The sequence below is a fragment of the Parasynechococcus sp. genome (assembly GCF_045559935.1).
Taxonomy (GTDB): Bacteria; Cyanobacteriota; Cyanobacteriia; order PCC-6307; family Cyanobiaceae; genus Parasynechococcus.
On record NZ_JBJLJL010000010.1, the window covers coordinates 142327 to 162982 of the forward strand.

The following is a 20656-nucleotide window of genomic DNA, read 5'->3' on the forward strand; positions in this document are numbered from 1 at the left end:
CCAAAACCATGGCGATTGCCGGACCCGACGGCGTGGATGCCGCCATCCAGGCGGGCGTTGATCTCGACGGCAGCCCCATCCCCCAGGAGATGCTCAGTCTCTACAACGAGGTGATGGATCTGGAGAGCCAGCGTGCCCGCAGCGGTGTGCTCAAGTCCATGCGCAACCGCGTGGTCAAGACCGGCGCCAAGCATTTCGATCAGGCTGCTCTCAATCAGCGACTGATCGAGGCCGGCTGGGACGGCCTCAAGGCCAAGGAGATCGCCTTCTACTTCAGCTGAAGGCTCCCTTCGAGCTCGGTTGCATCAGTCCTGGCAGAGCTTCTCCATGGTGTCGATCACTTCCTGCTGAAACTCGTCGAGGGCATTCGATTCGCTCAGATCGATGCCTTCGCCGGCAGCATTCTGAGCCAGATCCTGAAAATGAAACGCACCCTCCCCGTTGGCCAGGAACTCGATCGCCGAGCTCTCACCGCTCTCGCGAAAGGCGTCGCACAGCGCGAGAAAGGCGGCGTCTTCGGTGAACTCCCAATCCATCGAGTGGACATGACTGAACGACCTTTAACGCCTTCCCCCAGGGGTCCGTCAACCGTCTGACGTCGAAATGTGCCACTCCTTCGGCAGACTCCTTGCACCTGGACTGTTCGGATGACCAGCAGCAGCCCTGCAACTTCAACCACCAGAAACGTTCTCGGAGAGACCCTGGTGCAATGCGGCTGTCAGCCGATGACAGGCTGGTATCGCAACGGTTTCTGCGAAACCGATCCCACCGATCTCGGCCAGCACAGCATCTGCTGTGTGATGAACGAATCCTTCCTGACGTACAGCAAGGCGCAGGGAAATGACCTGTCCACCCCGGTGCCGGCCTTCCGATTCCCCGGGCTGAAGCCCGGAGATCACTGGTGCGTCTGCGCGCCGCGCTGGAAACAGGCTTACGACGACGGCATGGCCCCTCCTGTGCGACTCGAGGCAACGGAGGAGTCCGCATTGGCGGTGGTGAGCCTGGAGCAGCTCCAGGAACATGCTCACCAGGGGATGACCTGACCGTCCCAGGCAAGAAACTGCCCGGACTGCTCAGGGGTCTGCTGGAGCAGCAGGTCCACCAGATGGTCCGCTGACCGCTGAGGCGGGAACAGCTGCTCCGGCGGGACAAAACCATGAAAGGGCCGTGACAGGTCCGTGTCGGTGGTTCCGGGGTGGAACAGGCTGACGGTGGCCCGTGGCCAGCGCCTCGACCATTCGATGCTGAGGCAGCGCAGCAACTGATTCTGTGCTGCCTTTGCCGCCCTGTAGCCATACCAGCCGCCACTGCGGTTGTCCGTGATGCTTCCGACCCGGGCACTGAGACTGGCGAAGTGAAAGGGCTGATCGCGCCGGAGTAGGGGTTCCACGGCCTTGGCCAGCAGAACCGGAGCGATCGCATTGATGCCGAACTGTTCACTGAGTTGTCGGCGTTCAACCTGGCGGAGCCTCTTCTCCGGAGCCAGATCAGGGCCGTGCAGACGTCCGCTGCAGTTGAACACCAGCCGCAGCGGCAGTTCGGTCTCCGCCAGCTGTGAGGCCAGAGCATCCAGGGAATCGTCATCCTCCAGATCCAGACGCAGATCCTGAAGCGGGGGGCCACTGCGACCGGCGGTCAGCAGCGTGAGATCCGGACATCTGCGGCGGAGCGTGGAGGCCATCGCTGTTCCGATCCCCCCGGTCCCGACGACCAGGGCGAGGCCACGCCAAGAGGCAGGATCCGCTGTTGACACGATCGGTGCTCTGAATGCCCGTGTCGTCTAAGTGATTTCGGCGATGATTCGGGGGTCCAGCCTGGCTGCACCGTGCCGGTCTCCCCACAGCGCACCCTCATGCTCGCAGGGATCACTGGGGCGGTCCTTGCCGGGGCATGGTCGATGGGCCGCTCGGACAGTCCCTTCATCAAGCCCCGTGCATCCGCCGCAACGTCCGCACGGCTTCTGGACCTGCTGCAGGCCCCCCCGCGCCCTGCTGAACAACTCAACACGGCAGGGGACGCCTCCACGACGGCAACGCGACCACGCATCGTTCCGGAGATCCCGGAGCCCCAGGGCCCTGTGACGCTGCCCATCCGTGTGGCACTCCTCAGTCAGGCACCGATCCGATCCCTGACACCCATCGCAGGTTGCCGCTGCAGCCTTCCTGACGGACGCGTCCTCGACAGTCAGCAGCTCGAGATCGTCATCAGCACGGGGCAGACGGGCCAGTTCCACTGCCGGGGAGGGCGCCTGAGGATCAACAACAGGACGTACGGAGACGCCCTGCACCTGATCAACCGTGGGGAGGGCTGGCTGGCGGTGAACGAACTGGATCTGGAGGACTACATCGCCTCTGTGGTCGGTGGGGAAATGCCGGCCTACTGGGAGATGGAAGCACTCAAGGCCCAGGCTGTGGCCGCCCGCTCCTACGCGATGGCCCATCTCGCCCGCCCCGCTTCCTCTGATTACCACCTGGGTGACACGACACGGTGGCAGGTCTTTTCAGGAGATCAGAGCGTCAGCGAGCGCACGCTGAGGGCAGCCAGGGACACGCAGGGCATCATCCTCAGCTACGACGGAGGAATCGTGGAGAGCCTCTACGCCGCCAACAGCACCATCAGTGCCGAGGCCCACGGACATCTCGGAGCCAGCATGAGCCAGACGGGAGCGCAGGAGCTGGCCTCCAGGGGACTGAAGTACAACGAGATCCTCGGCAGCTATTACCAGGGCGCTTCTCTGGCCCGCTTACGGATCGATGGGAACTGAGCAGATCTGGGAACAGGCTCTGGCCTGCAGCGAGACGGCTCTGGCGGCATCAGCGCTGGTGCCGCTGCCCACCAGTGTCCACGCCCTGGCCGGGGCGGATGGCTTGGACTTCGAGCTGCGGCATCTCACCGGAACCACACCGAAGCACCTGCGGGCCGCGGGTCCGCGTCCGAATCCATTTCGACCGTGGGATCAACGGCTGGCGGTCCGTTCGGTCGGAGAGCACCACACCCTGATTCTCAACAAGTTTCCGGTCCAGATCGGTCACATGCTTCTGATCACATCCGAGTGGGCTCCTCAGTCGGGATGGCTGACGGAGCGGGACTGGCAGGCTCTTGCCTCCGTGGACAGCGACACGACCGGGCTCTGGTTCTTCAACAGTGGCCCGGATGCAGGGGCCAGTCAGCCGCATCGACATCTGCAGCTGTTGCCGAGGCATGTCGGCCAGGCCGTGTGTCCTCGGGACCGTTGGTACCGGATGCGCTCGTCACGTCCCTGCCGGTCGGATGGTGATCTGCTGGAACAGAGCTGCGCCGTGGCACCGATGGACGCGGCCGCCTGCAGCGGCGAACGACTCTCCGCCACGTACCGGAACCTCTGCGGAAGCCTGGGAATCGGCAGTCCCGAAGAGATGGACAGGCCCCGGCACCCCTACAACATCCTTCTCTGCAGGGACTGGATGGCTCTGGTGCGACGCTCGAGAGACGGTGTGCACGGCTTCAGCGTCAACGCCCTCGGCTTCGCCGGATATCTGCTGGCCACGGAGAGCTCTGATCGAGACTGGCTGAACGCGGTGGGACCGGAGGAGCTGTTGCGACAGGTGGCGCGGAACCATCCGTGATTTCAGAAACGTCCGTGGAATCACGGATGCGGCCTGACTGTCATTGAGACATCGCTGGAGGTAGGGAGTCGCCGACGACGTCCCGGATCCTTCGAAACAACCCACCATCAAGACATCAACAGCAATTCACAGGCGCAACCGGAGAGTGGAGGAGCATCTCCAGCTGGTCAGACCGATCGCTCTCAGCTTCGCCAGGCGCAGCGGCCAATGCGGCGAGGATCTCACCCAGGTGGGGATGCTCGGGCTGATCAAGGCCTCGTCGGCCTATCAGGTCGGCGGCTCGGTTCCCTTCCAGGCCTTCGCTCGACCGCATATCCGCGGTGCGATCCTTCATTACCTGCGGGATCGATCAGCGCTGATAAGGCTTCCGCGTCGTGTCGAGGAGCAGGCTCAGCGGCTCTGCCGGCAACCGATCGATCAGCTGGATGCCAAAGAGCAGCTGATGGTGGCGCGGTATCGGAACAAATCCCGATGGTGTGACCTTGATGATGTTGCCGCTGATTCAGGTGAAGACCAACTGATTGATCTGGTTGCAGAGGATCGACGCAACCAGGTGCGCGAAGCTCTGAACGATCTTCCCGGACAGGAACGGGACGCGATCGTGCGGGTGGTCCTGCAGGGGGCCTCTCTGCGTGCAGTCGCCAGAGACAGCGGCGTTTCGGCGATGACGATTCAACGTCGCGTCAAACGCGGGCTCGGCAGCCTGTCGGCAGCGCTGAAGCAAAGTCAGCTATCAGACTGAGCGTCCCGATCGATCTGCCGCTGCAGGGTGTCCATCGCAGCGGTGACAGCAGCGAGCTGACGCTCCAGACCATCACGCCAGAAGGTCAGCATGGCCATCTTGCGGGACTGGTGATGGCGACGGCGGCTGGCCTGATCAACACCGGAATCGCAGCAGAGGGGCGGGAACATCTCAGAGGGAATCACCGTGATGATCCTGGCGGAAATGATCTGTGGATGCGTTCCGGACGCATGTGCTTGGCGAGGGATGTCAGGCGCATTACCTTTAGCCACTGTCGAGTGGGTTTCAGAGGAGGCCGGCATCAATCGGCAAGCCTCTGAGCACCTTGGTTCATGGCGATCAGGCGAGATTCACTGCTGGTTCTGATCCTGGCCACCGGTGCCGGCACGCTCCTGGAGGTGAGCCTGCCGACGCCCGCGCGGTCCTACGTCGCCCTGATGGCCGGTCAGCGGGCGAGAGCCCTCAACGGTCGGTTCAACAACGTGCCGGTTCTGCACTCCAATCAGCCCGAGATCGTCACGGGGCCTGGGATTCTTGTTGACACCGCGAAAGGGGCGGCCATCGCTGCGGAAACCAACCGACCGCTGCGCAATGCGGAATACACCTTCGAGGGTGAATTCGGCGTTCACATGCACCACAAGTATTACCCGGACGACAAGAACAAGCTGGGCGGCCGTCGAAAGCGCGGGCTGCTCACACTGGCCCTGATCGCCTCCAATCCCGGCAAACGTCCCGTCACCCTCCGTTTCGATCGGGGCTCCGTCAAGAACAGCTTCGAGGCGCCGTATCACCCCAACAACCTGATGGGGGTCAAGCCCCTGGGCAAACGTCCATGGAACACAGGCCCCGGTGACGCCACGGCGGTCCAGATGCTTCGCAATGAACTGGATCGACGTCTTGAACGCAGCATCACGATTCCTGCCCGCGGTCGGGCAGTGGTGGTGAGCACAGTGCTGCCGGCACGGGGCATTGCCAATGGGTTGCTGCGTGGACGGAGCGACGGACCGTTCACGATGGCGGTCATCGCTGCTGAGGAAACCAAGCTGGACGCTGAACTGATCGCGGTGCTCGATGCAGGTCGCCTCGCACCCGGACGGGTGTATCTCGATCGGGTCCGGGAGATTCAGCAACGGAAAATCTTCTCGCGCGTCGCCGGAGTCGCACTCGGGGATTCCTATCAGGCATCGATCAAGCACGATCTGCGACGCGGATCTCTGCATGTGCCGCTCACCAGCACGGAGCGTCACAACTTCGGAACCCGTGATGTGCAGGTCAACCAGTTGACGACACGCATGCTCGATTCCGCTCTCGACAACGTCGGGACCTACGGCGTCCGCTACGACGTCTCCCTGAACCTGTCCGGATCAGGACAACATCAACTGGTGATGAGCCATCCGGTGGTCTCAGGCAAGAAGCCCTTCACGGCCTTCAGAGGGTCCATCCGCATTGAATCGGATCAGGGTGCCAAGGAGGTGCATGTCGGCCTGAAATCAGGGGAAAGTCTCGCTCTCACTGACCTGCGCCTGAAAGAGGGGCAGGTCAATCCGGTGAAAGTGAGCCTGGTCTACCCCGCCGATGCGACACCGGGTCACCTGCTCAGCGTGGTTCCTGTGCAGCAACTGGCGATGCTGCACAGACGGCAGGAACAGCAGCGTGCCGCACAGAAGAAGCTTGAGGAGCAGAAAGCACGCAAGGTGAACCCGAAGGCACCTCCCCCGAATCTGACGACACCGACCAAGACGGCTGGCCAATCGAAACCGAAACCCACGACCAAGAGGACTCAGCCGTTGCCACCGCCGCCGCCGCCGCCACCGATCCCGGCGATCGTGCCTTCGGTTGATGCGATGCAGTCGGATGCGATCCGCACACAGCAGCAATGGCTGCGGACCCTGCAGGGTCGATAACCTTCCGGCAGCAGTGTCGTCTGATTGGCTGACGAGGAGTCCGCGAAACGACAGATCACATTGATGCTGGCCGGACGGTACGTCGACGTCCTCGACCGGTTGAAGAAGGAGTTCGGGGTGCGTTCCCGCGGCAAGGTGCTGGAAACTCTGCTGGAGGATCTCGTCTGCAGTGCGGACGCCGAAGACGCCGATCCGGTTCCGCAGCCGAGCGAACCATCGACCAGCGACGATCCTCAGGATTCATCCGATGCCAGCAGCCTGGTTCTCATCGGCCGAACGGCTGATGCGAACGAAACGTCGGAGCCTTCGCTGCCATCGTCGGCGTCTCCAGGTGCCAGTGCGTCAGTCGGTATTGACCTGCCCGGTTTCGTGCGTCGCCGCACGACACAGCTGAAGGAGTCCCTGTCCGATCCCAGACCGTCTGGACGTTCTCAGGCGGACCCTCTGCTCTCGCCGGTCAGCCATGACGATCTGATCGCGGCCGGTGGGGCGGCTGAGGAACATTGGCGATCTCTGTACGGCCAGGATCCCGGCGAGACCGTCGTGGAAGCAGCGATGCTCTGGCTGGGCCGAGACCTCTGGCCAAGCGTTGATGCCAGCGACGGGCGACCGTTCACCTGGACAGCGGCCAACGCGGCGATTCAGGAGCTCTGCCCCGAATGGAACCTTGCGGAACCGTCCCTCGCTCGTGTGATGGTCGTCGCCGGTGCCCTGGAGGATCCCTTTGCAACGGCGTTCCTGGCGGAGCGCATGCCAACGCTGGTTCGGCGTTTCGTGAATCGCTTCCGGCGCAGTCGACAGGTGACCTCCTTCGAGACTCTGGAGTCGACCATGACCGTGCATGGGGCTTTGAAACTCCTTGGCCTGTCAACGCAGGCTGGAGCTTCGGTGACGCTGAACTCGATCCGAGAGGCCTACAAGACCCGCGCCCTCGATGAGCATCCGGACGCCGGTGGCTCAACCGAATCGATGCGCCGACTGAATGAGGCCTACCGCCTGCTCCGGGAGCTATACCGCCAGAGGTAGATCATGCGTCTCATCTGCGACGCATGGCAAGTCTCGGCGAGCGCCTCTTGCGAGACGGCCGAGACTGAATTGATTCCGTTTCCGAGTGGCTGCGAACGATCAACCAGGCGCTGAGAGCGAGCATGGCGACGCAGCCACAGAGCGCCAGGAGTTCCAGAGAGTTGTTGACCTCGAAGTCGATCATCTTCTTGAAAGCGGAAACAATCAGAGCCACAACAATCACGTTGGTGAGATTGTGCTTCAGGCTTTCCAGGCTGCTGACCGAGAGCAGATTGGCGTGCTGCTCATCATCACCTTCATGGCGGGGGTCCAGGTCTGAAATCACGAGCTCATAGATGCCATATCCAAAAATCAGCAAAGCGATACCGATCACGAAGTAATCCACACCTCCGACCATCTGAGCAATCGATTTGGCCTGCAACGACGAACTGCCGATCGGGTGACTCAGCAAACGCCAGAACGCCGAGAGCACCTCGCTGGCACCAATCGCAAAGCAACCAATGCTTCCAAGCAGACTCAGCAGCACTGGCACAATGCTGATCAGCCGGAAGCGCCAGATCATGCGCTCGAAACGTCGTTCAAGGAGTGTGGTCGGCACGAACCGGATCAAAGCTCAGCGAAGACTAGTGAAGCGCCAGCGCTAAGCCATCGCAGCACTCCTGCCCTAGTCCCGTCATGAGACCATGTAAGAGTCTCATGCGAGATTCTCGAGTAAGAATGAACAATGGTTTTTGCATAATTTCACCCGCATCAACCTGTCAATCCTCGACAACAACAGTCGCCCTCAGAAAATTCTGATTGTGATGCTTAATAGCAGCGTCCACGTCCGGTCCAGAGATTGAACGGCCGCTCTGGAACCCAGTGACGAAGGGCATCAGACGGCTTGCGTACCTGCTGTAGACACAGATACGCAAGCCTGAAATCACCAAAAGCGACCAATCACGCCCATCATGCGTCGCATCCAGGACCAGACATAAGTCTTAGGCCGAGTCTTGCCAGGGAATCGCAAGCAAGCCTGGCAATCCCATAAAAAAAGCCCTGGACGCATCATGCGACCAGGGCCGTGTCTCGACTGAGACGGGGGAGATGAATCAGGTGGAGGTCTGCATCCCCTGGATCAGAAAATCGAAGTACGGACCAGCCACCATGCTCTGCTGCTCAGAAAGAAGTGACAGGGCTGCGGCCTTCATCGTTTTCATCGCTTCCACCATTCCGGGCATGGGGACCCCGAGGCTGTTGTACATCTCACGGGCACCGACCAGACCGATGTCCTGGATCATTTCAGTGCTGCCGGCGAGGACGCCGTAGGTCACCAGACGCAGGTACCAGCTGTAATCACGCAGACACTGTGCACGCTGACGCTGGCCGTAGGCGTTGCCGCCGGGTGCCACGTACTCAGGCTTGCGCAGAAAGAGCTGTTTGGCGGCTTCATCCACGATCTTCTTCTCGTTGTCGGTCAGCACCCTGACCACCGAGATGCGCATGGCACCCTGGCCGAGAAAGTCGACCATCGAGCGGAGTTCTCCGCTGGTCGGATACCGCAGATCCTCATCTGCCTGAAGGATGAGATCCCGGACGACGCTCATGGAACAGAACAGGCTCAGTGGAGTTTAGTGGTCTCACGTGGGTCCTCCGCTGATGCAGAGCCCGGTGTTACGCCATTGCAATGCCTGACTGCGACGGACACGATCAGGACCCGCAGGTTCCCCGTCCCGGTCTGATCGTCGATCTCGAGGCAATCGACCTTGACCGTGAAGGTCGTGGATTGGCCCGTTGGAACTCCTGGGTCGTGGTGGTCCCGGATCTGCTTCCCGGAGAGCGGGCCAGGGTTCAGCTGCAACAACGTCAGAAGGCTCAGTGGCTCAGTCGTCGACTGGAGTTGCAGCACCATTCCCCCGAACGGCGATCCAGTCCATGCATCCTGGCGAAGGACTGCGGAGGCTGCACTCTTCAGCACTGGCAGGACGACGCTCAGACGCAGTGGAAACAACGATCACTCGAGCAGACCCTTCAGCGCGTCGGGTCGCTCTCCCACGAGCCCGAAGCCGTGCTGGTGAATCGTGACCGTTGTCTCGGCTATCGCAACCGGGCACTGATTCCGCTGCGACGGGAACCGGATGGACGTCTGCGCATGGGGTATTTCCGTCGCGGCAGCCATCGGATTGTCAATCTGAATCGCTGTCCGGTGCTTGATGCACGGCTGGACCCTCTGCTGGAGCCGCTCAAACGGGATCTGGAGCGCAGCGCTCTTCCCGCTGATCATGATCTTCAGGGCCGTGATGGCCTGCGCCATCTGGGCCTGCGCATCGGTCATCACACCGGGGAGGTGCTGATCAGCCTGATCAGCAGCCGCGAGGATCTGCCCGGACTCCGGGAACTGGCAACCCGCTGGCTGAGCCGCTGGCCGAGCGTGCGTGGGGTGACCCTGAACCTGCAACCGAAACGCAGCAACCTGATCCTCGGAGCGGAGACACGGTTGCTCGGCGGTAGCCCCTGCATCGAAGAACGCTTCTGCGGGCTGAGCCTCTCCCTGGGCACCACCACCTTCTTCCAGATCAACACCCCCCAGGCCGAGCGGATCGTCGGCCTCATCCGCGATTGGTTCGCCGCTGAACTCGACTCGGGATGTCTTGTTGACGCCTACTGCGGCATCGGCACCATCAGCCTCCCTCTCGCTGCAGCCGGATTTGATCTGGTGGGGGTGGAACTGAATCCGGATTCGATCGAACAGGCCCGCAGCAACGCGCGGATGAACGGGCTGCACGACCGGTGCCGGTTCGTCGCCGGGGATGTCGCTGACCATCTCGGCCAGGCACTGGCCGGCTGTGATGGCCTCGTGCTGGACCCACCGCGACGTGGGCTGGACGATCGAGTGATCGAAGCGATCCTCGGATCTCCACCACCGCTGCTGGCCTATCTCAGTTGTGATGCCGCCACGCAGGCCAGGGATCTGCGCCGGCTGGTCGGGCCGTCCGGTTGCTACCGGCTGGAACGTCTCCAACCCATTGACTTCTTCCCGCAGACCAGCCACCTGGAAAGCCTGGCGCTGCTGAAACGCATCAGCTCCTGAGCTCAGCCCCGAACTGCTTCTCCAGGGCCTTCCGGATCTTGTCGTGCACCGGCTGCACCTCCTCGTCCTTGAGCGTTGACTTGCCGCGGTAGCGCAGACGGAATGCCTGGCTCGCCTTGCCGGCTCCCAGTTGATCGCCTTCAAAGCGGTCGATGAGCTCCACCTGTTCCAGCAACGGCTTTCCGGCTTTGCGGATGGCCTGCATCAGATCGGACGATGGACACTGTTGATCGACCACCAACGCCAGATCCCGTTCGCTGAAGGGCACCGTCGGGAATGGACGGAACCCTGTCACCCAGCGGTTGCTGCGGGTCGCAGCCTCGAGAACGCGGCTGAGATCCAGTTCGAACAGGTAGGTGGCCTCCGGCAGATCATGGGCTTCGGCCAGAGCGGGATGCAGCTGCCCGAAGCATCCGAACGGTCGACCTTCAAGGATCAGCGTCGCCGCACGGCCGGGGTGCAGACGGGCGTCGCTGTCGAGTCGACGGTCACTGATCTCCAGCTTCAGCGCCTGCATCACCTCGCCCAGGACGCCACGTGCCTCGAAATAATCGAGGTGCACGGGTTTACCGCTGCTGGACCAGCGTTCCAGTCGACGTTCGCCGCAGATCATGCCGCTGAGAGAAGCGGACTGGTCGACGGCATCGGCTCGGCCGCTGAAGGTGTGACCGAGCTCGAAAATCCAGCAACCCGTCTGGGACGCCTTCAGATTGCGAACGCAGACCTGAAGGTGTTCTTCCCAGAGGTTGGTGCGCAGGTGGCTGGTTTCCGCCAGCAGAGGATTCGTGAGCGGGATCCGGTGTTCCGTTTCACTGGGACCGACCAGCGACAGCGTGGTGATCTCCTGAAGACCACAGCCACTGAACAGACGACGCAGACGGCGTTCGGCCTGCTGGGTCGGTGTGAGGCGTCCCGGAACGATCGGATCAGGCAGATGGGAACCGAAGCGATCGAAGCCCACGAGACGGGCCACCTCCTCGATCAGGTCGACTTCGCGGCAGAGATCCTGTCTGCGTGAGGGTGGGGCGATCACCTGCCAGCCTTCATCCATCGCCGTGAGCTCACAGCCGAGGGCCGTCAGGCAGCGTTCGATCTCCGCATCCTCCAGATGCCGGACCTCCTCCTGCGACTCCAGTGATCCGAGCAGACGCTGCAGGGCTTCACGTCGCAGCAGAACAGGCTTCGACTCGGGCGACACATCGCCGCACACCCAGCGCCCCGTGACCCGGCAACGGAACAGATCCTCAAGCAGTTCAACGGCACGGACGCTGCAGGCCAGGGTGAGATCCTTCGGCAGTCCCTTCTCGAAACGGGCGCTGGCATCGGTGCGCAGGCCGACGGACCGGGCCGTTTCTCGAACGGAGGAGGGCGTGAACATCGCGGATTCCAGCCAGATGCGCCGGGTCGCCTCGGTGACGCCGCTCTCGCGACTGCCGATGACCCCGGCCAGAGCCACCGGACGGTCGTGGCAGGTCACCACCTGTGCCCTCGGGTCGAGGACGAGCTCTCGGTCATCCAGTCCGGTGAACGCTTCGCCCTCACGGGCCTGTCGCAGTCCGAAGCTGGCGGCATCCACCGGCTGGCCGGTCAGCTGCTCCAGGGCATCAGCGTCAAAGGCATGCAGGGGCTGGCCCTGCTCGAGCATCACCACGTTGGTGACGTCGACCACGGCATTGACGCGATTGATGCCGGCGCGTTCCAGGCGATCCTTCACCCATGCGGGTGAACTGACGGAACCGTCGATGCCCTCGATCGAGGTCAGGCCATAGAGACCACCCCGTCGCATGGCCGCGTCACTGGCCTCGGAGGTGTTCAGCGACTGGTGATCCGGATTCAGCGTGAGGGCCGGAAGGTTGAGCGGAGCGCCGGTGAGGGCGGCGACCTCACGGGCGATGCCCACCATGGAAAGACCGTCGGGCCGGTTCGCGGTGATCGCGAGATCGAGCACGGTGTCATCCAGACCCAGCACAGAGGCCGCCGCAGCACCAGGCTCGAGCGTTGCCTCCACCAGATCATCCAGAACGGCGATGCCGTCGGAGTCGTTCTCCAGCCCCAGTTCCGACAGGGAGCAGATCATTCCGTTGCTGGCGACGCCACGCAGCTCACCGGCCTTGATGGTGAGATTGACTGCCGGCAGTACCGCTCCGACCCTGGCCACCGGAACATGGATCCCGGCGCGGACGTTGGCGGCACCGCAGACGATCTGGAGCGGCTCCGCTGCTCCGACATCAACACGGCAGACACTCAGTTTGTCGGCATCGGGATGTTTCTCCCGTTCGATCACCTTCCCGACCACAACCCCCCGGGCCCGGGCGCTCAGATCATCGATCTCGTCCACCTCGAACCCTGCCATGGAGAGACGTTCCGCCAGTGCATCGACGGAATCGTTCACCTGGACCAGTTGCTGTAACCAGGAGAGAGAGACCCGCATGGGGGAAGGCAGGAAGCGCGCGTGATCCTAAGAAGCGTCGGTGGGAGGTCCCAGCGGCATCAGCGGGTAAGCTCTTTGTTTGTCAATCCGCTTCGCACTGCGGCGCAACGTCCTTTATGGCCAAGAACAAGGGCGTCCGGATCGTGATCACTCTCGAGTGCACCGAATGCCGGTCCAATCCCGCCAAGCGTTCCCCTGGCGTGTCCCGTTACACGTCAGAGAAGAACCGCCGGAACACCACCGAACGGCTGGAGATCAAGAAGTTCTGTCCCCACTGCAACAAGATGACGCTCCACAAGGAGATCAAGTGATCTTGCAGGCCTGCCTTCCTTCCATCCGTTCCTGACTCATGTCCAGCTCCTTCTTCAAGAAGCGTCTTTCTCCGATCAAGCCAGGCGATCCCATCGATTACAAGGATGTGGATCTGCTCAAGAAATTCATCACCGAGCGGGGCAAGATCCTCCCTCGCCGTCTCACCGGTCTGACAGCCAAACAGCAGCGTGATCTCACCAATGCTGTGAAGCGTGCGCGGATCGTCGCGCTGCTGCCGTTCGTGAATCCCGAAGGCTGATCGGCCACCGTTGAAGCCAGCCATCCAGACAGACGCGATTGTCGGGCTCGTCCTCAGGGGACAGCCCCTGATCGGTCGTGTTCTGTCTTCCAGGGGCAGCCGAGCGAGTATCGGATTCGGCGGTCAGCGCCGCGACCAGGAACTGCCTCAGAGGGATCTGACGGTGATCGCAGGGCTGGAGCCGGCTGCATCACGGCAGCCCCTGCCGACGCCTGAAGCCATTCAGGACTGTGGCGTCAGTGCGCGAGCCGTGGCGGAAACCTGGTGGTTGCTGATCAGCGATCACAACGGTTCTGACGACGATCTGCCCTGCCTGTCCCTGGTGGAACTCGCCGATCTGGTGATGGCCTCCGTGACCCTGGCTTCCATCGCGGCGCTCTGGGACTGGTTGCATGGGCCGCAGCTGTGGTTCCGGCTGCGACGGGATCGTTCGCTGCAGGTGCGCCCACTCACGGAGATCCAGCGCCAGCGCGGCAGAAACAAGCAGCAGAGATTGCTGCTTCAACACCAGCAGCGGCAACTGGATCTGCTGCGTTCACCGCGACCGCTGACCGCCGATCTGCGCGAACAGCTTGATCCGGAGTGGCGCAGAACTCTTGAACGACTGCAGGAGCTGGCGCTTGGAGATGAACGCCAGTTGCTCGCCGATGCGGATGCCTGCGAACAGATGCAGCAACTCTCGATCGAGGCATCGCGTCGCAGCCTGAGGCAGTGGCTGATGCAACGGGACCTGCTCGATCCGGATCAACCGGCAGGGCTGCGGGGGAGTGTCTGGTCGGCAACGTTCGAACCGGAGCTGCTGGAAGCGGCAGAAGACCTGAAACGGTGTTCGGAACGCCCTCAACCGGGGGATCCCATGCGTCTGGATCTCACCGATCATCGGGTTTACACGCTGGATGACAGCGGCACACGCGAGATCGACGACGGCCTCTCCCTGATGCGCGATCCCCGGGGAGATTGGATCTGGATCCACATCGCTGATCCCGCACGGCTGATCGAAGCGGACAGCCCACTGGATCTGGAGGCAAGGCGCAGGGCCACAAGTCTCTATCTGGCGGAAGGGGTGCGACCGATGCTCCCTTTCAGCCTCGCCGCCGACGTGCTGAGCCTGCGGGCCGGTCAGAGATGCGCTGCCCTGAGTGCCGGCGTTCGGCTCGACGCAGAGGGTGCGGTGCAGGAGAGCAGGATCTGCCGAAGCTGGGTTCGACCTCGCTACGGCCTCAGCTACGACGATGGTGATGAACTGATCGAACTGGCCCCGCCCGGGGATGAGGATCTTGCCGATCTCTCGCTGCTGTTGCGTCGTCGCCAGCAGTGGCGCGAACGTCAGGGGGCGATCGGATTCGATCGACCGGAAGGGCGGTTCCGACGTCTGGAGGATGGTCCGGCACTCCAGGTGATCGAACCAACGGCCGCCAGACGGATGGTCAGCGAAGCGATGCTGCTGATGGGGGCCGTGGTGGCTGATTTCGGTGTGCGACACGATCTGGCACTGCCCTTCCGCAGTCAACCTCCGGCAGAGCTGCCTTCGCCGGCCGAGCTGCAGGCACTTCCCGAGGGGCCGGCCCGTGATGCTGCGATCAAGCGCTGTCTCAGCCGTGGCGTCCAGGGCACCACCCCAATGCCCCATTTCAGTCTCGGCCTGGCCAGTTACGTCCAGGCCACCTCCCCGATCCGGCGCTACGCGGATCTGCTCAGCCACAGACAGCTCATCGCCAGCCTTGAAGGCCAGACACCGCTCGACAAGGACCGGATCGGTGAGCTGATCGGGGATCTGGACTCACCGTTGCGACAGGGGATTCAGATCAGTCGGGAGGACCAGCGTCACTGGCAGCAGGTCTGGCTGAGCATGCATCGCGAGCAGACCTGGAGAGCGCTCTTCCTGCGCTGGCTGCGGCCCCAGGATCGATTGGCGCTGGTGCATGTCGCGGACCTGGCGATGGATCTGGTGGGTGTGGCGGAAGGGGTCGATCCCAACCCGGGGCAGTCTCTGCAGATGCGGATCCAGCATGTGGATGCGGATCAGGGCGAGCTGCGCATTCAGCTGGAGGCATCGAGCACCTGAATCACGCGCAGCCAGGGCCCCCATGGATTCTCGGCGGCGATCAGTTCCACGGGTTCAGCGTCGCGCATGGCCATCAACCGCTGATTCACCGCCGGTTCCAGGGTGATCAAGGTCTGATCCCCCTGGCCGCAACTGAGTCGAAGAGCGCCATCCGGGCCGTGAAACAACCTGCCCTTGAACCGTCTGGCAGGCCCGGGGCATGGGGCGCCGTCAGGCTGCGGACGCGACAGGTCGCTGACCTGTGCCGGGTGCAGGTTTCCCTGCTCATCGACGGCATCCGGATGGCAGAGGCCACGGCGCTGGGCCTGAGCCCAGTCCGGATGCCAGCTCGGCCATTCCCAAAGCGGAAGGACCGCCGCCGGAGCGACCGGATCCTCCAGAAGGGCGTGCTGAACGGCCTCCACCGGCAGTTCGGCCGGCACAGTGGCTCTGCGGATGGAAAGGGCTGCCGCCAGTCCGGCCGCCTGCCCGAGATTGAGCATCAGAGGTTGCAGGCGTGTGGCTCCGTTGGCCATGTGGCTGACGCTGAAGGCCTTGTCCGCCATCAGCAGGTTGGGCGCCGACCTGGACACCAGGGCAGCCAGCGGCACACAAAAGGGGGTTCCGGTCCAGCGGCCGCCCCAGCGGCAGCTCTTCGGAGCCAACGGCCAGTCCTCTCCTGGGTAGTGATGATCATTGGCATAGGTGCCCACGGCGATGCTGGTGCAACGCCCTGAGGCATCCAGAGGCAGGGGACCGCGCCGACCAGCCGCCACAGGCAGCAGGTCGCATTCGGTGACCACCGCATCGCCGACGAGGCGACGTCCCTCCCGCCAGTAGGGCATCAGCGCCAACTCGGGGGACGGACCAGGGAAGGCGGAGCCTGCCTCCAGCGCTCCGCCGGAGCAGGCCCGCAATGTGTCCAGGAAGGCGCGGCTATGACGCCGCATCGCGACGGCAAGGTCGTCTTTCTCCTTCGGATCTGGACTGATGCACCTGCCCAGATCGATGTGCCAGTCATTGCCCTGTTTCGGCCAGTTCAGCATCACCAGTCCCCCGGGCAGCCGGCCGTAGGTGAGGGTGCGTTCCAGTCCGAAGGTCTCGAGGCAGCCCCGGAAGGGCTCCTGGGGTTCAACCAACGGCTGCACGGGCAAACGAGCCTCTGTGAGCTGTCCCATCGCGACCCAGGTGGGCGACTGCACCGGCTGACGCCGGAAGAACGGATCGCTGGACAGCTGTTGCCGCGGTGGTGCACTCGGTTCGTTCCAGCATTCCCTGGGCTCCCAGCCCCAGCGGAACGGCACCTCCGCCCGTGCCATCAGATCACCGAGATCACTGCCATCGACAACGATCTCCGGAGTGAGGCTGATGCTCTCGTCGGCATACCGCACCGTCAGAGCATCGATACGATCCGCGCGGCGGCCCACATCCAGCAGAGTGGTTCCCGGCCACCAGGTCAGCAGCTCCTCGGCTGCAACCCACTCCTGAAGAACCGCTTCCGCCTGGTCAGGCCGGAATCCGAAGCAACTCACCCAGTTCTGATCGAGACCCTCCGGCACCCTCGGCTGCAGGTCACGGATCAGAGCGCCCCACAGGCCGGTCTGCCAGCAACTGAGTTCATGGCCATCGGGTGCACTGACGCCGGCGGCGCTCAGCATTCCACCCAACCAGTGACCTGGGGTCAGCAGCAAGGTGGAGGCCCCGGTCCGGGCACTCTGAACAGCGGCTGCGCAACCACCGGTTCCCCCTCCCCAGACAACGACATCCCAGGACATCACGCGTCGCCGCCTGGGTGGAGAGCGGCGAGCCCGGCCTGCAGGCTCCTGTCATCCAGTTCTGAGGAGCGCGTCATCAGGTGCTGCAGAGGATGGTCGTTAGGATCCGGCGTCGCTGCGGTGCAGCGGAGTTACCGCTTTCAAGATGCCCTACACCCTCACAACTCCGCTTTATTACGTCAACGACAAGCCCCATCTCGGCAGTACCTACACGACCATCGCCTGCGACGCCCTGGCCCGCTACCAGCGTTTGCGCAACGGTTCCGTGGTGTTCATCACCGGTGTTGATGAACATGGCCAGAAGATCCAGCGCACAGCGGAACGACAGGGGGTTTCACCCCAGGAACACTGCGATCGCATCAGTTCCACCTACCGCGACCTCTGGGCCCGCTGGGGAATCAGCCAGGACCGCTTCATCCGCACCACCGATCCGCGACACCTTGACCTGGTCCAGCAGTTCTTTGCACGGGTCGAGGCCTCCGGCGATGTGGTGACAGGACGCCAGACGGGCTGGTACTGCGTTGACTGCGAGGAATTCAAGGACGATCCGGCCGAAGCGGTTGACCCCGACTGCCCGATCCACCGCAAGCCATTGGAGTGGCGCGATGAGGAGAATCTCTTCTTCCGGTTGTCCCGTTACCAGAGCGCCATCGAGGAGCTCGTGAACCGGGACGATTTCATCGCCCCGGCCAGCCGTCGCCAGGAGGTGCGCAATTTCGTCGCCCAGGGGCTGCGGGACTTCTCGATCTCCAGGGTCAATGTGTCCTGGGGACTGCCGGTACCCGGCCATGACGGACACACCTTCTACGTCTGGTTTGATGCCTTGCTCGGCTACCTCACGGCCCTCCTCGATGACGGAGGCGATGTCGACCTCGACAGGCTTGAGCAGTCGGGCTGGCCTGCATCAGTGCACGTGATCGGCAAGGACATCCTCCGCTTCCATGCCGTGTTCTGGCCGGCCATGCTCATGTCGGCCGGATTGCCGTTGCCGCATCGGGTGTTCGGCCATGGATTCCTGACCCGTGAAGGGCAGAAGATGGGCAAATCCCTCGGAAACGTCCTTGATCCGGAGGTGCTGCTCGAACGCTGCGGGACGGACGCTGTGCGCTGGTACCTGTTGCGGGACATCCAGTTCGGAGACGACGGCGATTTCCAGCAGCAGCGGTTCGTCGATCTGATCAACAACGACCTGGCGAACACGATCGGCAATCTGCTGAACCGAACGTCGTCCATGGCACGCAAGTGGTTCGAGGAATCCGTTCCCCCCGGTCGCGATGGTGCCGGCGCGGATCACCCGCTTGCCGTGCAGGCTGCCGGGGCGGTGAGCACCTGTCTCGAGGGACTCGATCGGCTGGCGTTCAAGACGTCCTCAGAAGCCCTGTTGCAACTGGCGATCGCAGCGAACGGCCACCTGAATGACACCGCACCCTGGAGCCGAATGAAGCAACCGGGTCAGGAGTCAGTTGTGGCGATCGACCTCTATGCGGTCCTGGAAGCGGCCAGGATCGTCGGTGTGCTTCTGTCCCCGCTGCTGCCGGATCTGAGCGCAAGGATCCTCGAACAGCTGGGGAATCCCAGGGCAGCCGACCGCTGGGAGGATCAACTGGTCTGGGGGGGACTGACCCCGGGAACGCCGCTGCCTCAGCCCAGTCCTGTAATGCAGCGACTGGAGCTGGACGAACCGCTCTGATGGCGATGCTGCTTGGTCCCGTCGGTCGGCGCCTGATCCCGCTGCTTGCCGGCCTTGCCGTGATGACAGGCTGCCAGGAGAAGCCAGCGAGCAACCAGCAGGCACCTCCCTTCGTGCTGCGCTCCCTCAGCCTCAATCAGCTCAAGCCCGACGGCTCCCGGGACTGGGATCTCAGCAGTCCGGAGGCCCGCTACGACCTCGACAGCCGAACCGTGCGTGCCAAACGCCCCTCCGGCGTGCTGTACAAGGCTGATCGCCCCGGGTTCCGGATCACTGCTGATCTCGCCACTGTTCTCAATGACGGGGAACTGGTGGTTCTGGAAGGGAACGTGCGTCTGCAGCAGCTGAATCAGCGACGCCTCCTGATCCAGGGCCAACGACTGGTGTGGACGCCGGACCGATCGCAGATGGTTCTCGAGCAGCGACCGGTGGCGGTGGATGCGGAATCAAGACTCACCTCCCCGCGCCTGAACTACCGGACAGACACCGACAACCTGATCTTCGAGGGGCCTGCCCGCCTGCAGCGCTGGGACAAGGCGCGAACGGCGGACAAGCCTCCTGACACGCTCATCCAGGTTCAACGTGGCAGCTGGAATCTCGCCACCGGCCGTCTGGATGCCTCCGGTCCTGTGCTGGGCGAACGCCAGCCGGATCGTTCGCTCACAGCCAGCCGGCTGGAGGGCAACACCAAAGAGGGATATCTGGACCTGATGGAACCGGTGCAAGTTCGTCTCGGTGATTCAGAGGATGAGATCAAGGCCGGACGGACACGCTGGAACTATCAGCGACGGGAACTCCGTTCCAACAGACCATTCACAGCCACATTCGAGGCAGGTGAGGCCAGTGGCACTGGATTCATCATCGATGAGGAGGCCACCACGGTCACCATTGCAAGCGACTGCCGTCTGAACCAGCCGGGAGAGCAGCTGCGTGCCCAACGCTGTCGCTGGAACTGGAGCAATGAACGCGTCAGGGCAGAAGGGGACGTGGAAGTCCGGCGTGAAGCACTTGAACAGATCACCAGGGCTCCTGTTCTGGAGGGGGTGGTCGGGGAAGACGGCAACCTGCGGTTCAGTGGTGGGGGTGAGCGGGTTCGGTCCCGGATCAGACTGGGGGAACCGGCCCGTCAGCAACGGAATGGATCCCCTGCAGAGCTGTTCTGAGTCGGACGGCCCATCCTTCAGCCCAGCGTTCGTCCGATCGACTGAAGCAGCGTTCTGACCAGCCACCGATCACGACCACCCCATCCCCTCCGAGGGGACAGATCAACACGGAGGGAAGGGCGTCCAGCACGGGGTCAAATTCCCCTCGACCCGGAAACAGCGCGGTGCTCACCAGGGAGACACTGCTGTTCTTCTGCATCACGCGCCGGCAGATGGTTCCGGGGTGGAAGTCTCCATCGCTGATCAGCCCCCGACGCAGCAGGACAATCCCCTGCCAGTAGACCAACACGGTCGACGCAGCCGTCGCCGTCAGCAACATGTGGCTTCCCCAGCCCAGCTCATCGCGGACCGCATCGGAGAGATCGGATGCCAGCACGAGACCCTGTTCGCCACCGAGCTCCTGACGAGCAGCGCTGCGAGGGTCGGCCCGGGTCCACAGCACAGCCACCAGCAGGAGACTGACCGCAGCGACGGCCGAGAGCACTTCGGCCCGTTGCAGTTCCGGGGTGACGGACTGCGCCATCACGGTGTTCAGCACGGCCATCACAAGGATCAGCAGACCCCAGACGAGGACGATGCGGGCCTGGGCGGGCATGCGTTACCGGGCACTGTCAGAACCAAGACATCCTGCTCAA

At 63.1% G+C, this 20656-nt stretch carries 21 protein-coding genes; 13 read left to right on the forward strand and 8 right to left on the reverse strand.

The genetic code is table 11. The annotated features are described in order from the left end of the window. Nucleotides 1-8 precede the first annotated feature (8 nt). Complete coding sequence (locus ACJ0G7_RS10640) at nucleotides 9-281, forward strand: DUF4090 family protein (protein ID WP_043691119.1); 273 nt, start codon at nucleotides 9-11, stop codon at nucleotides 279-281. A gap of 24 nt (nucleotides 282-305) precedes the next feature. Here ACJ0G7_RS10640 and ACJ0G7_RS10645 read toward each other — a convergent pair whose 3' ends face one another. Then, nucleotides 306-536 (reverse strand): hypothetical protein, encoded by a 231-nt coding sequence (locus ACJ0G7_RS10645; RefSeq protein WP_043691123.1) that lies wholly within the window; start codon nucleotides 534-536, stop codon nucleotides 306-308. Nucleotides 537-647: 111 nt separating this feature from the next. Between ACJ0G7_RS10645 and ACJ0G7_RS10650 the strand changes: the two genes are divergently transcribed. After that, complete coding sequence (locus tag ACJ0G7_RS10650; protein WP_043691124.1) at nucleotides 648-1043, forward strand: DUF2237 family protein; 396 nt, start codon at nucleotides 648-650, stop codon at nucleotides 1041-1043. Here ACJ0G7_RS10650 and ACJ0G7_RS10655 read toward each other — a convergent pair. Beyond that, nucleotides 1025-1753 (reverse strand): SDR family oxidoreductase, encoded by a 729-nt coding sequence (locus tag ACJ0G7_RS10655; RefSeq protein ID WP_407396103.1) that lies wholly within the window; start codon nucleotides 1751-1753, stop codon nucleotides 1025-1027. The genes ACJ0G7_RS10650 and ACJ0G7_RS10655 overlap by 19 nt on opposite strands. 72 nt (nucleotides 1754-1825) lie before the next feature. Between ACJ0G7_RS10655 and ACJ0G7_RS10660 the strand changes: the two genes are divergently transcribed. The 3 genes from ACJ0G7_RS10660 (at nucleotide 1826) to ACJ0G7_RS10670 (ending at nucleotide 4347) form a co-directional block, all read left to right on the forward strand. Continuing rightward, entirely contained in the window at nucleotides 1826-2764 is a 939-nt protein-coding gene (locus ACJ0G7_RS10660; protein WP_407396104.1) for a SpoIID/LytB domain-containing protein, read from the forward strand. Beyond that, nucleotides 2754-3605: a DUF4922 domain-containing protein gene (locus tag ACJ0G7_RS10665; RefSeq protein WP_407396105.1), complete on the forward strand. Its 852-nt coding sequence runs from the start codon at nucleotides 2754-2756 to the stop codon at nucleotides 3603-3605. Before ACJ0G7_RS10660 ends, ACJ0G7_RS10665 begins: the two co-directional genes overlap by 11 nt. A 145-nt stretch (nucleotides 3606-3750) precedes the next feature. Next, nucleotides 3751-4347 (forward strand): sigma-70 family RNA polymerase sigma factor, encoded by a 597-nt coding sequence (locus ACJ0G7_RS10670; RefSeq protein WP_407396107.1) that lies wholly within the window; start codon nucleotides 3751-3753, stop codon nucleotides 4345-4347. On the opposite strand, the gene ACJ0G7_RS10675 is transcribed toward ACJ0G7_RS10670, so the two are convergent. Beyond that, a complete protein-coding gene (locus tag ACJ0G7_RS10675; protein WP_043691129.1) occupies nucleotides 4332-4517 on the reverse strand; it encodes a hypothetical protein in 186 nt (61 codons plus the stop codon). The two genes, ACJ0G7_RS10670 and ACJ0G7_RS10675, sit on opposite strands and share 16 nt — an antisense overlap. A 162-nt stretch (nucleotides 4518-4679) precedes the next feature. Between ACJ0G7_RS10675 and ACJ0G7_RS10680 the strand changes: the two genes are divergently transcribed. Further along, complete coding sequence (locus ACJ0G7_RS10680) at nucleotides 4680-6251, forward strand: DUF3370 family protein (protein WP_407396109.1); 1572 nt, start codon at nucleotides 4680-4682, stop codon at nucleotides 6249-6251. Nucleotides 6252-6314: 63 nt separating this feature from the next. Continuing rightward, complete coding sequence (locus ACJ0G7_RS10685) at nucleotides 6315-7277, forward strand: molecular chaperone DnaJ (RefSeq protein ID WP_407396110.1); 963 nt, start codon at nucleotides 6315-6317, stop codon at nucleotides 7275-7277. A 10-nt stretch (nucleotides 7278-7287) separates the two neighbouring features. On the opposite strand, the gene ACJ0G7_RS10690 is transcribed toward ACJ0G7_RS10685, so the two are convergent. Both ACJ0G7_RS10690 and ACJ0G7_RS10695 read right to left on the reverse strand, forming a co-directional pair. Further along, nucleotides 7288-7875 carry a YqhA family protein gene (locus tag ACJ0G7_RS10690; RefSeq protein WP_371257642.1) on the reverse strand — a complete coding sequence of 196 codons (588 nt, stop codon included), beginning with the start codon at nucleotides 7873-7875 and terminating at the stop codon, nucleotides 7288-7290. Nucleotides 7876-8368: 493 nt separating this feature from the next. Beyond that, the gene (locus ACJ0G7_RS10695; protein ID WP_043691136.1) at nucleotides 8369-8863 is read right to left on the reverse strand and encodes an allophycocyanin subunit alpha-B; all 495 of its coding nucleotides are present in this window, start codon (nucleotides 8861-8863) and stop codon (nucleotides 8369-8371) included. Nucleotides 8864-8943: 80 nt separating this feature from the next. Here ACJ0G7_RS10695 and rlmD point away from each other — a divergent pair, with 80 nt between their 5' ends. Next, the gene (gene rlmD, locus ACJ0G7_RS10700) at nucleotides 8944-10347 is read left to right on the forward strand and encodes a 23S rRNA (uracil(1939)-C(5))-methyltransferase RlmD (RefSeq protein WP_043691138.1); all 1404 of its coding nucleotides are present in this window, start codon (nucleotides 8944-8946) and stop codon (nucleotides 10345-10347) included. On the opposite strand, the gene pheT is transcribed toward rlmD, so the two are convergent. Further along, complete coding sequence (gene pheT, locus ACJ0G7_RS10705) at nucleotides 10337-12778, reverse strand: phenylalanine--tRNA ligase subunit beta (RefSeq protein ID WP_407396111.1); 2442 nt, start codon at nucleotides 12776-12778, stop codon at nucleotides 10337-10339. The two genes, rlmD and pheT, sit on opposite strands and share 11 nt — an antisense overlap. Before the next feature lie 116 nt (nucleotides 12779-12894). Here pheT and rpmG point away from each other — a divergent pair, with 116 nt between their 5' ends. Genes rpmG through ACJ0G7_RS10720 form a run of 3 tightly spaced genes read left to right on the forward strand, consistent with a single transcriptional unit; the run spans nucleotide 12895 to nucleotide 15414 of the window. Then, entirely contained in the window at nucleotides 12895-13089 is a 195-nt protein-coding gene (gene rpmG, locus ACJ0G7_RS10710) for a 50S ribosomal protein L33 (RefSeq protein WP_043691141.1), read from the forward strand. 38 nt (nucleotides 13090-13127) lie between these two features. Further along, complete coding sequence (rpsR, locus tag ACJ0G7_RS10715) at nucleotides 13128-13349, forward strand: 30S ribosomal protein S18 (protein ID WP_006041316.1); 222 nt, start codon at nucleotides 13128-13130, stop codon at nucleotides 13347-13349. A gap of 10 nt (nucleotides 13350-13359) precedes the next feature. Further along, a complete protein-coding gene (locus ACJ0G7_RS10720; protein WP_407396112.1) occupies nucleotides 13360-15414 on the forward strand; it encodes a ribonuclease catalytic domain-containing protein in 2055 nt (684 codons plus the stop codon). Here ACJ0G7_RS10720 and ACJ0G7_RS10725 read toward each other — a convergent pair. Continuing rightward, entirely contained in the window at nucleotides 15390-17168 is a 1779-nt protein-coding gene (locus ACJ0G7_RS10725) for an FAD-dependent oxidoreductase (protein WP_407396114.1), read from the reverse strand. The genes ACJ0G7_RS10720 and ACJ0G7_RS10725 overlap by 25 nt on opposite strands. Nucleotides 17169-17313: 145 nt before the next feature. Between ACJ0G7_RS10725 and ACJ0G7_RS10730 the strand changes: the two genes are divergently transcribed. Together ACJ0G7_RS10730 and lptC are read left to right on the forward strand one after the other, a co-directional pair. Further along, nucleotides 17314-18858 carry a methionine--tRNA ligase gene (locus ACJ0G7_RS10730; protein WP_043691145.1) on the forward strand — a complete coding sequence of 515 codons (1545 nt, stop codon included), beginning with the start codon at nucleotides 17314-17316 and terminating at the stop codon, nucleotides 18856-18858. After that, nucleotides 18858-20021, forward strand: a complete 1164-nt coding sequence (lptC, locus tag ACJ0G7_RS10735) for an LPS export ABC transporter periplasmic protein LptC (RefSeq protein ID WP_407396115.1) — start codon at nucleotides 18858-18860, stop codon at nucleotides 20019-20021. Before ACJ0G7_RS10730 ends, lptC begins: the two co-directional genes overlap by 1 nt. Here lptC and ACJ0G7_RS10740 read toward each other — a convergent pair. Then, nucleotides 19963-20616: a cofactor assembly of complex C subunit B gene (locus ACJ0G7_RS10740; RefSeq protein WP_407396116.1), complete on the reverse strand. Its 654-nt coding sequence runs from the start codon at nucleotides 20614-20616 to the stop codon at nucleotides 19963-19965. The genes lptC and ACJ0G7_RS10740 overlap by 59 nt on opposite strands. Nucleotides 20617-20656 lie beyond the last annotated feature (40 nt).

Excerpts from the sequence above, each read along its gene's own strand:
- ACJ0G7_RS10640 (WP_043691119.1), top strand. The coding sequence starts at position 9 with ATGGCGATTGCCGGACCCGACGGCGTGGATGCCGCCATCCAGGCGGGC.
- ACJ0G7_RS10645 (WP_043691123.1), bottom strand. The coding sequence starts at position 536 with ATGGATTGGGAGTTCACCGAAGACGCCGCCTTTCTCGCGCTGTGCGAC.
- ACJ0G7_RS10650 (WP_043691124.1), top strand. The coding sequence starts at position 648 with ATGACCAGCAGCAGCCCTGCAACTTCAACCACCAGAAACGTTCTCGGA.
- ACJ0G7_RS10665 (WP_407396105.1), top strand. The coding sequence starts at position 2,754 with ATGGGAACTGAGCAGATCTGGGAACAGGCTCTGGCCTGCAGCGAGACG.
- ACJ0G7_RS10675 (WP_043691129.1), bottom strand. The coding sequence starts at position 4,517 with ATGTTCCCGCCCCTCTGCTGCGATTCCGGTGTTGATCAGGCCAGCCGC.
- ACJ0G7_RS10680 (WP_407396109.1), top strand. The coding sequence starts at position 4,680 with ATGGCGATCAGGCGAGATTCACTGCTGGTTCTGATCCTGGCCACCGGT.
- ACJ0G7_RS10685 (WP_407396110.1), top strand. The coding sequence starts at position 6,315 with ATGCTGGCCGGACGGTACGTCGACGTCCTCGACCGGTTGAAGAAGGAG.
- ACJ0G7_RS10695 (WP_043691136.1), bottom strand. The coding sequence starts at position 8,863 with ATGAGCGTCGTCCGGGATCTCATCCTTCAGGCAGATGAGGATCTGCGG.
- rlmD (WP_043691138.1), top strand. The coding sequence starts at position 8,944 with ATGCCTGACTGCGACGGACACGATCAGGACCCGCAGGTTCCCCGTCCC.
- pheT (WP_407396111.1), bottom strand. The coding sequence starts at position 12,778 with ATGCGGGTCTCTCTCTCCTGGTTACAGCAACTGGTCCAGGTGAACGAT.
- rpmG (WP_043691141.1), top strand. The coding sequence starts at position 12,895 with ATGGCCAAGAACAAGGGCGTCCGGATCGTGATCACTCTCGAGTGCACC.
- rpsR (WP_006041316.1), top strand. The coding sequence starts at position 13,128 with ATGTCCAGCTCCTTCTTCAAGAAGCGTCTTTCTCCGATCAAGCCAGGC.
- ACJ0G7_RS10725 (WP_407396114.1), bottom strand. The coding sequence starts at position 17,168 with ATGTCCTGGGATGTCGTTGTCTGGGGAGGGGGAACCGGTGGTTGCGCA.
- ACJ0G7_RS10730 (WP_043691145.1), top strand. The coding sequence starts at position 17,314 with ATGCCCTACACCCTCACAACTCCGCTTTATTACGTCAACGACAAGCCC.
- lptC (WP_407396115.1), top strand. The coding sequence starts at position 18,858 with ATGGCGATGCTGCTTGGTCCCGTCGGTCGGCGCCTGATCCCGCTGCTT.
- ACJ0G7_RS10740 (WP_407396116.1), bottom strand. The coding sequence starts at position 20,616 with ATGCCCGCCCAGGCCCGCATCGTCCTCGTCTGGGGTCTGCTGATCCTT.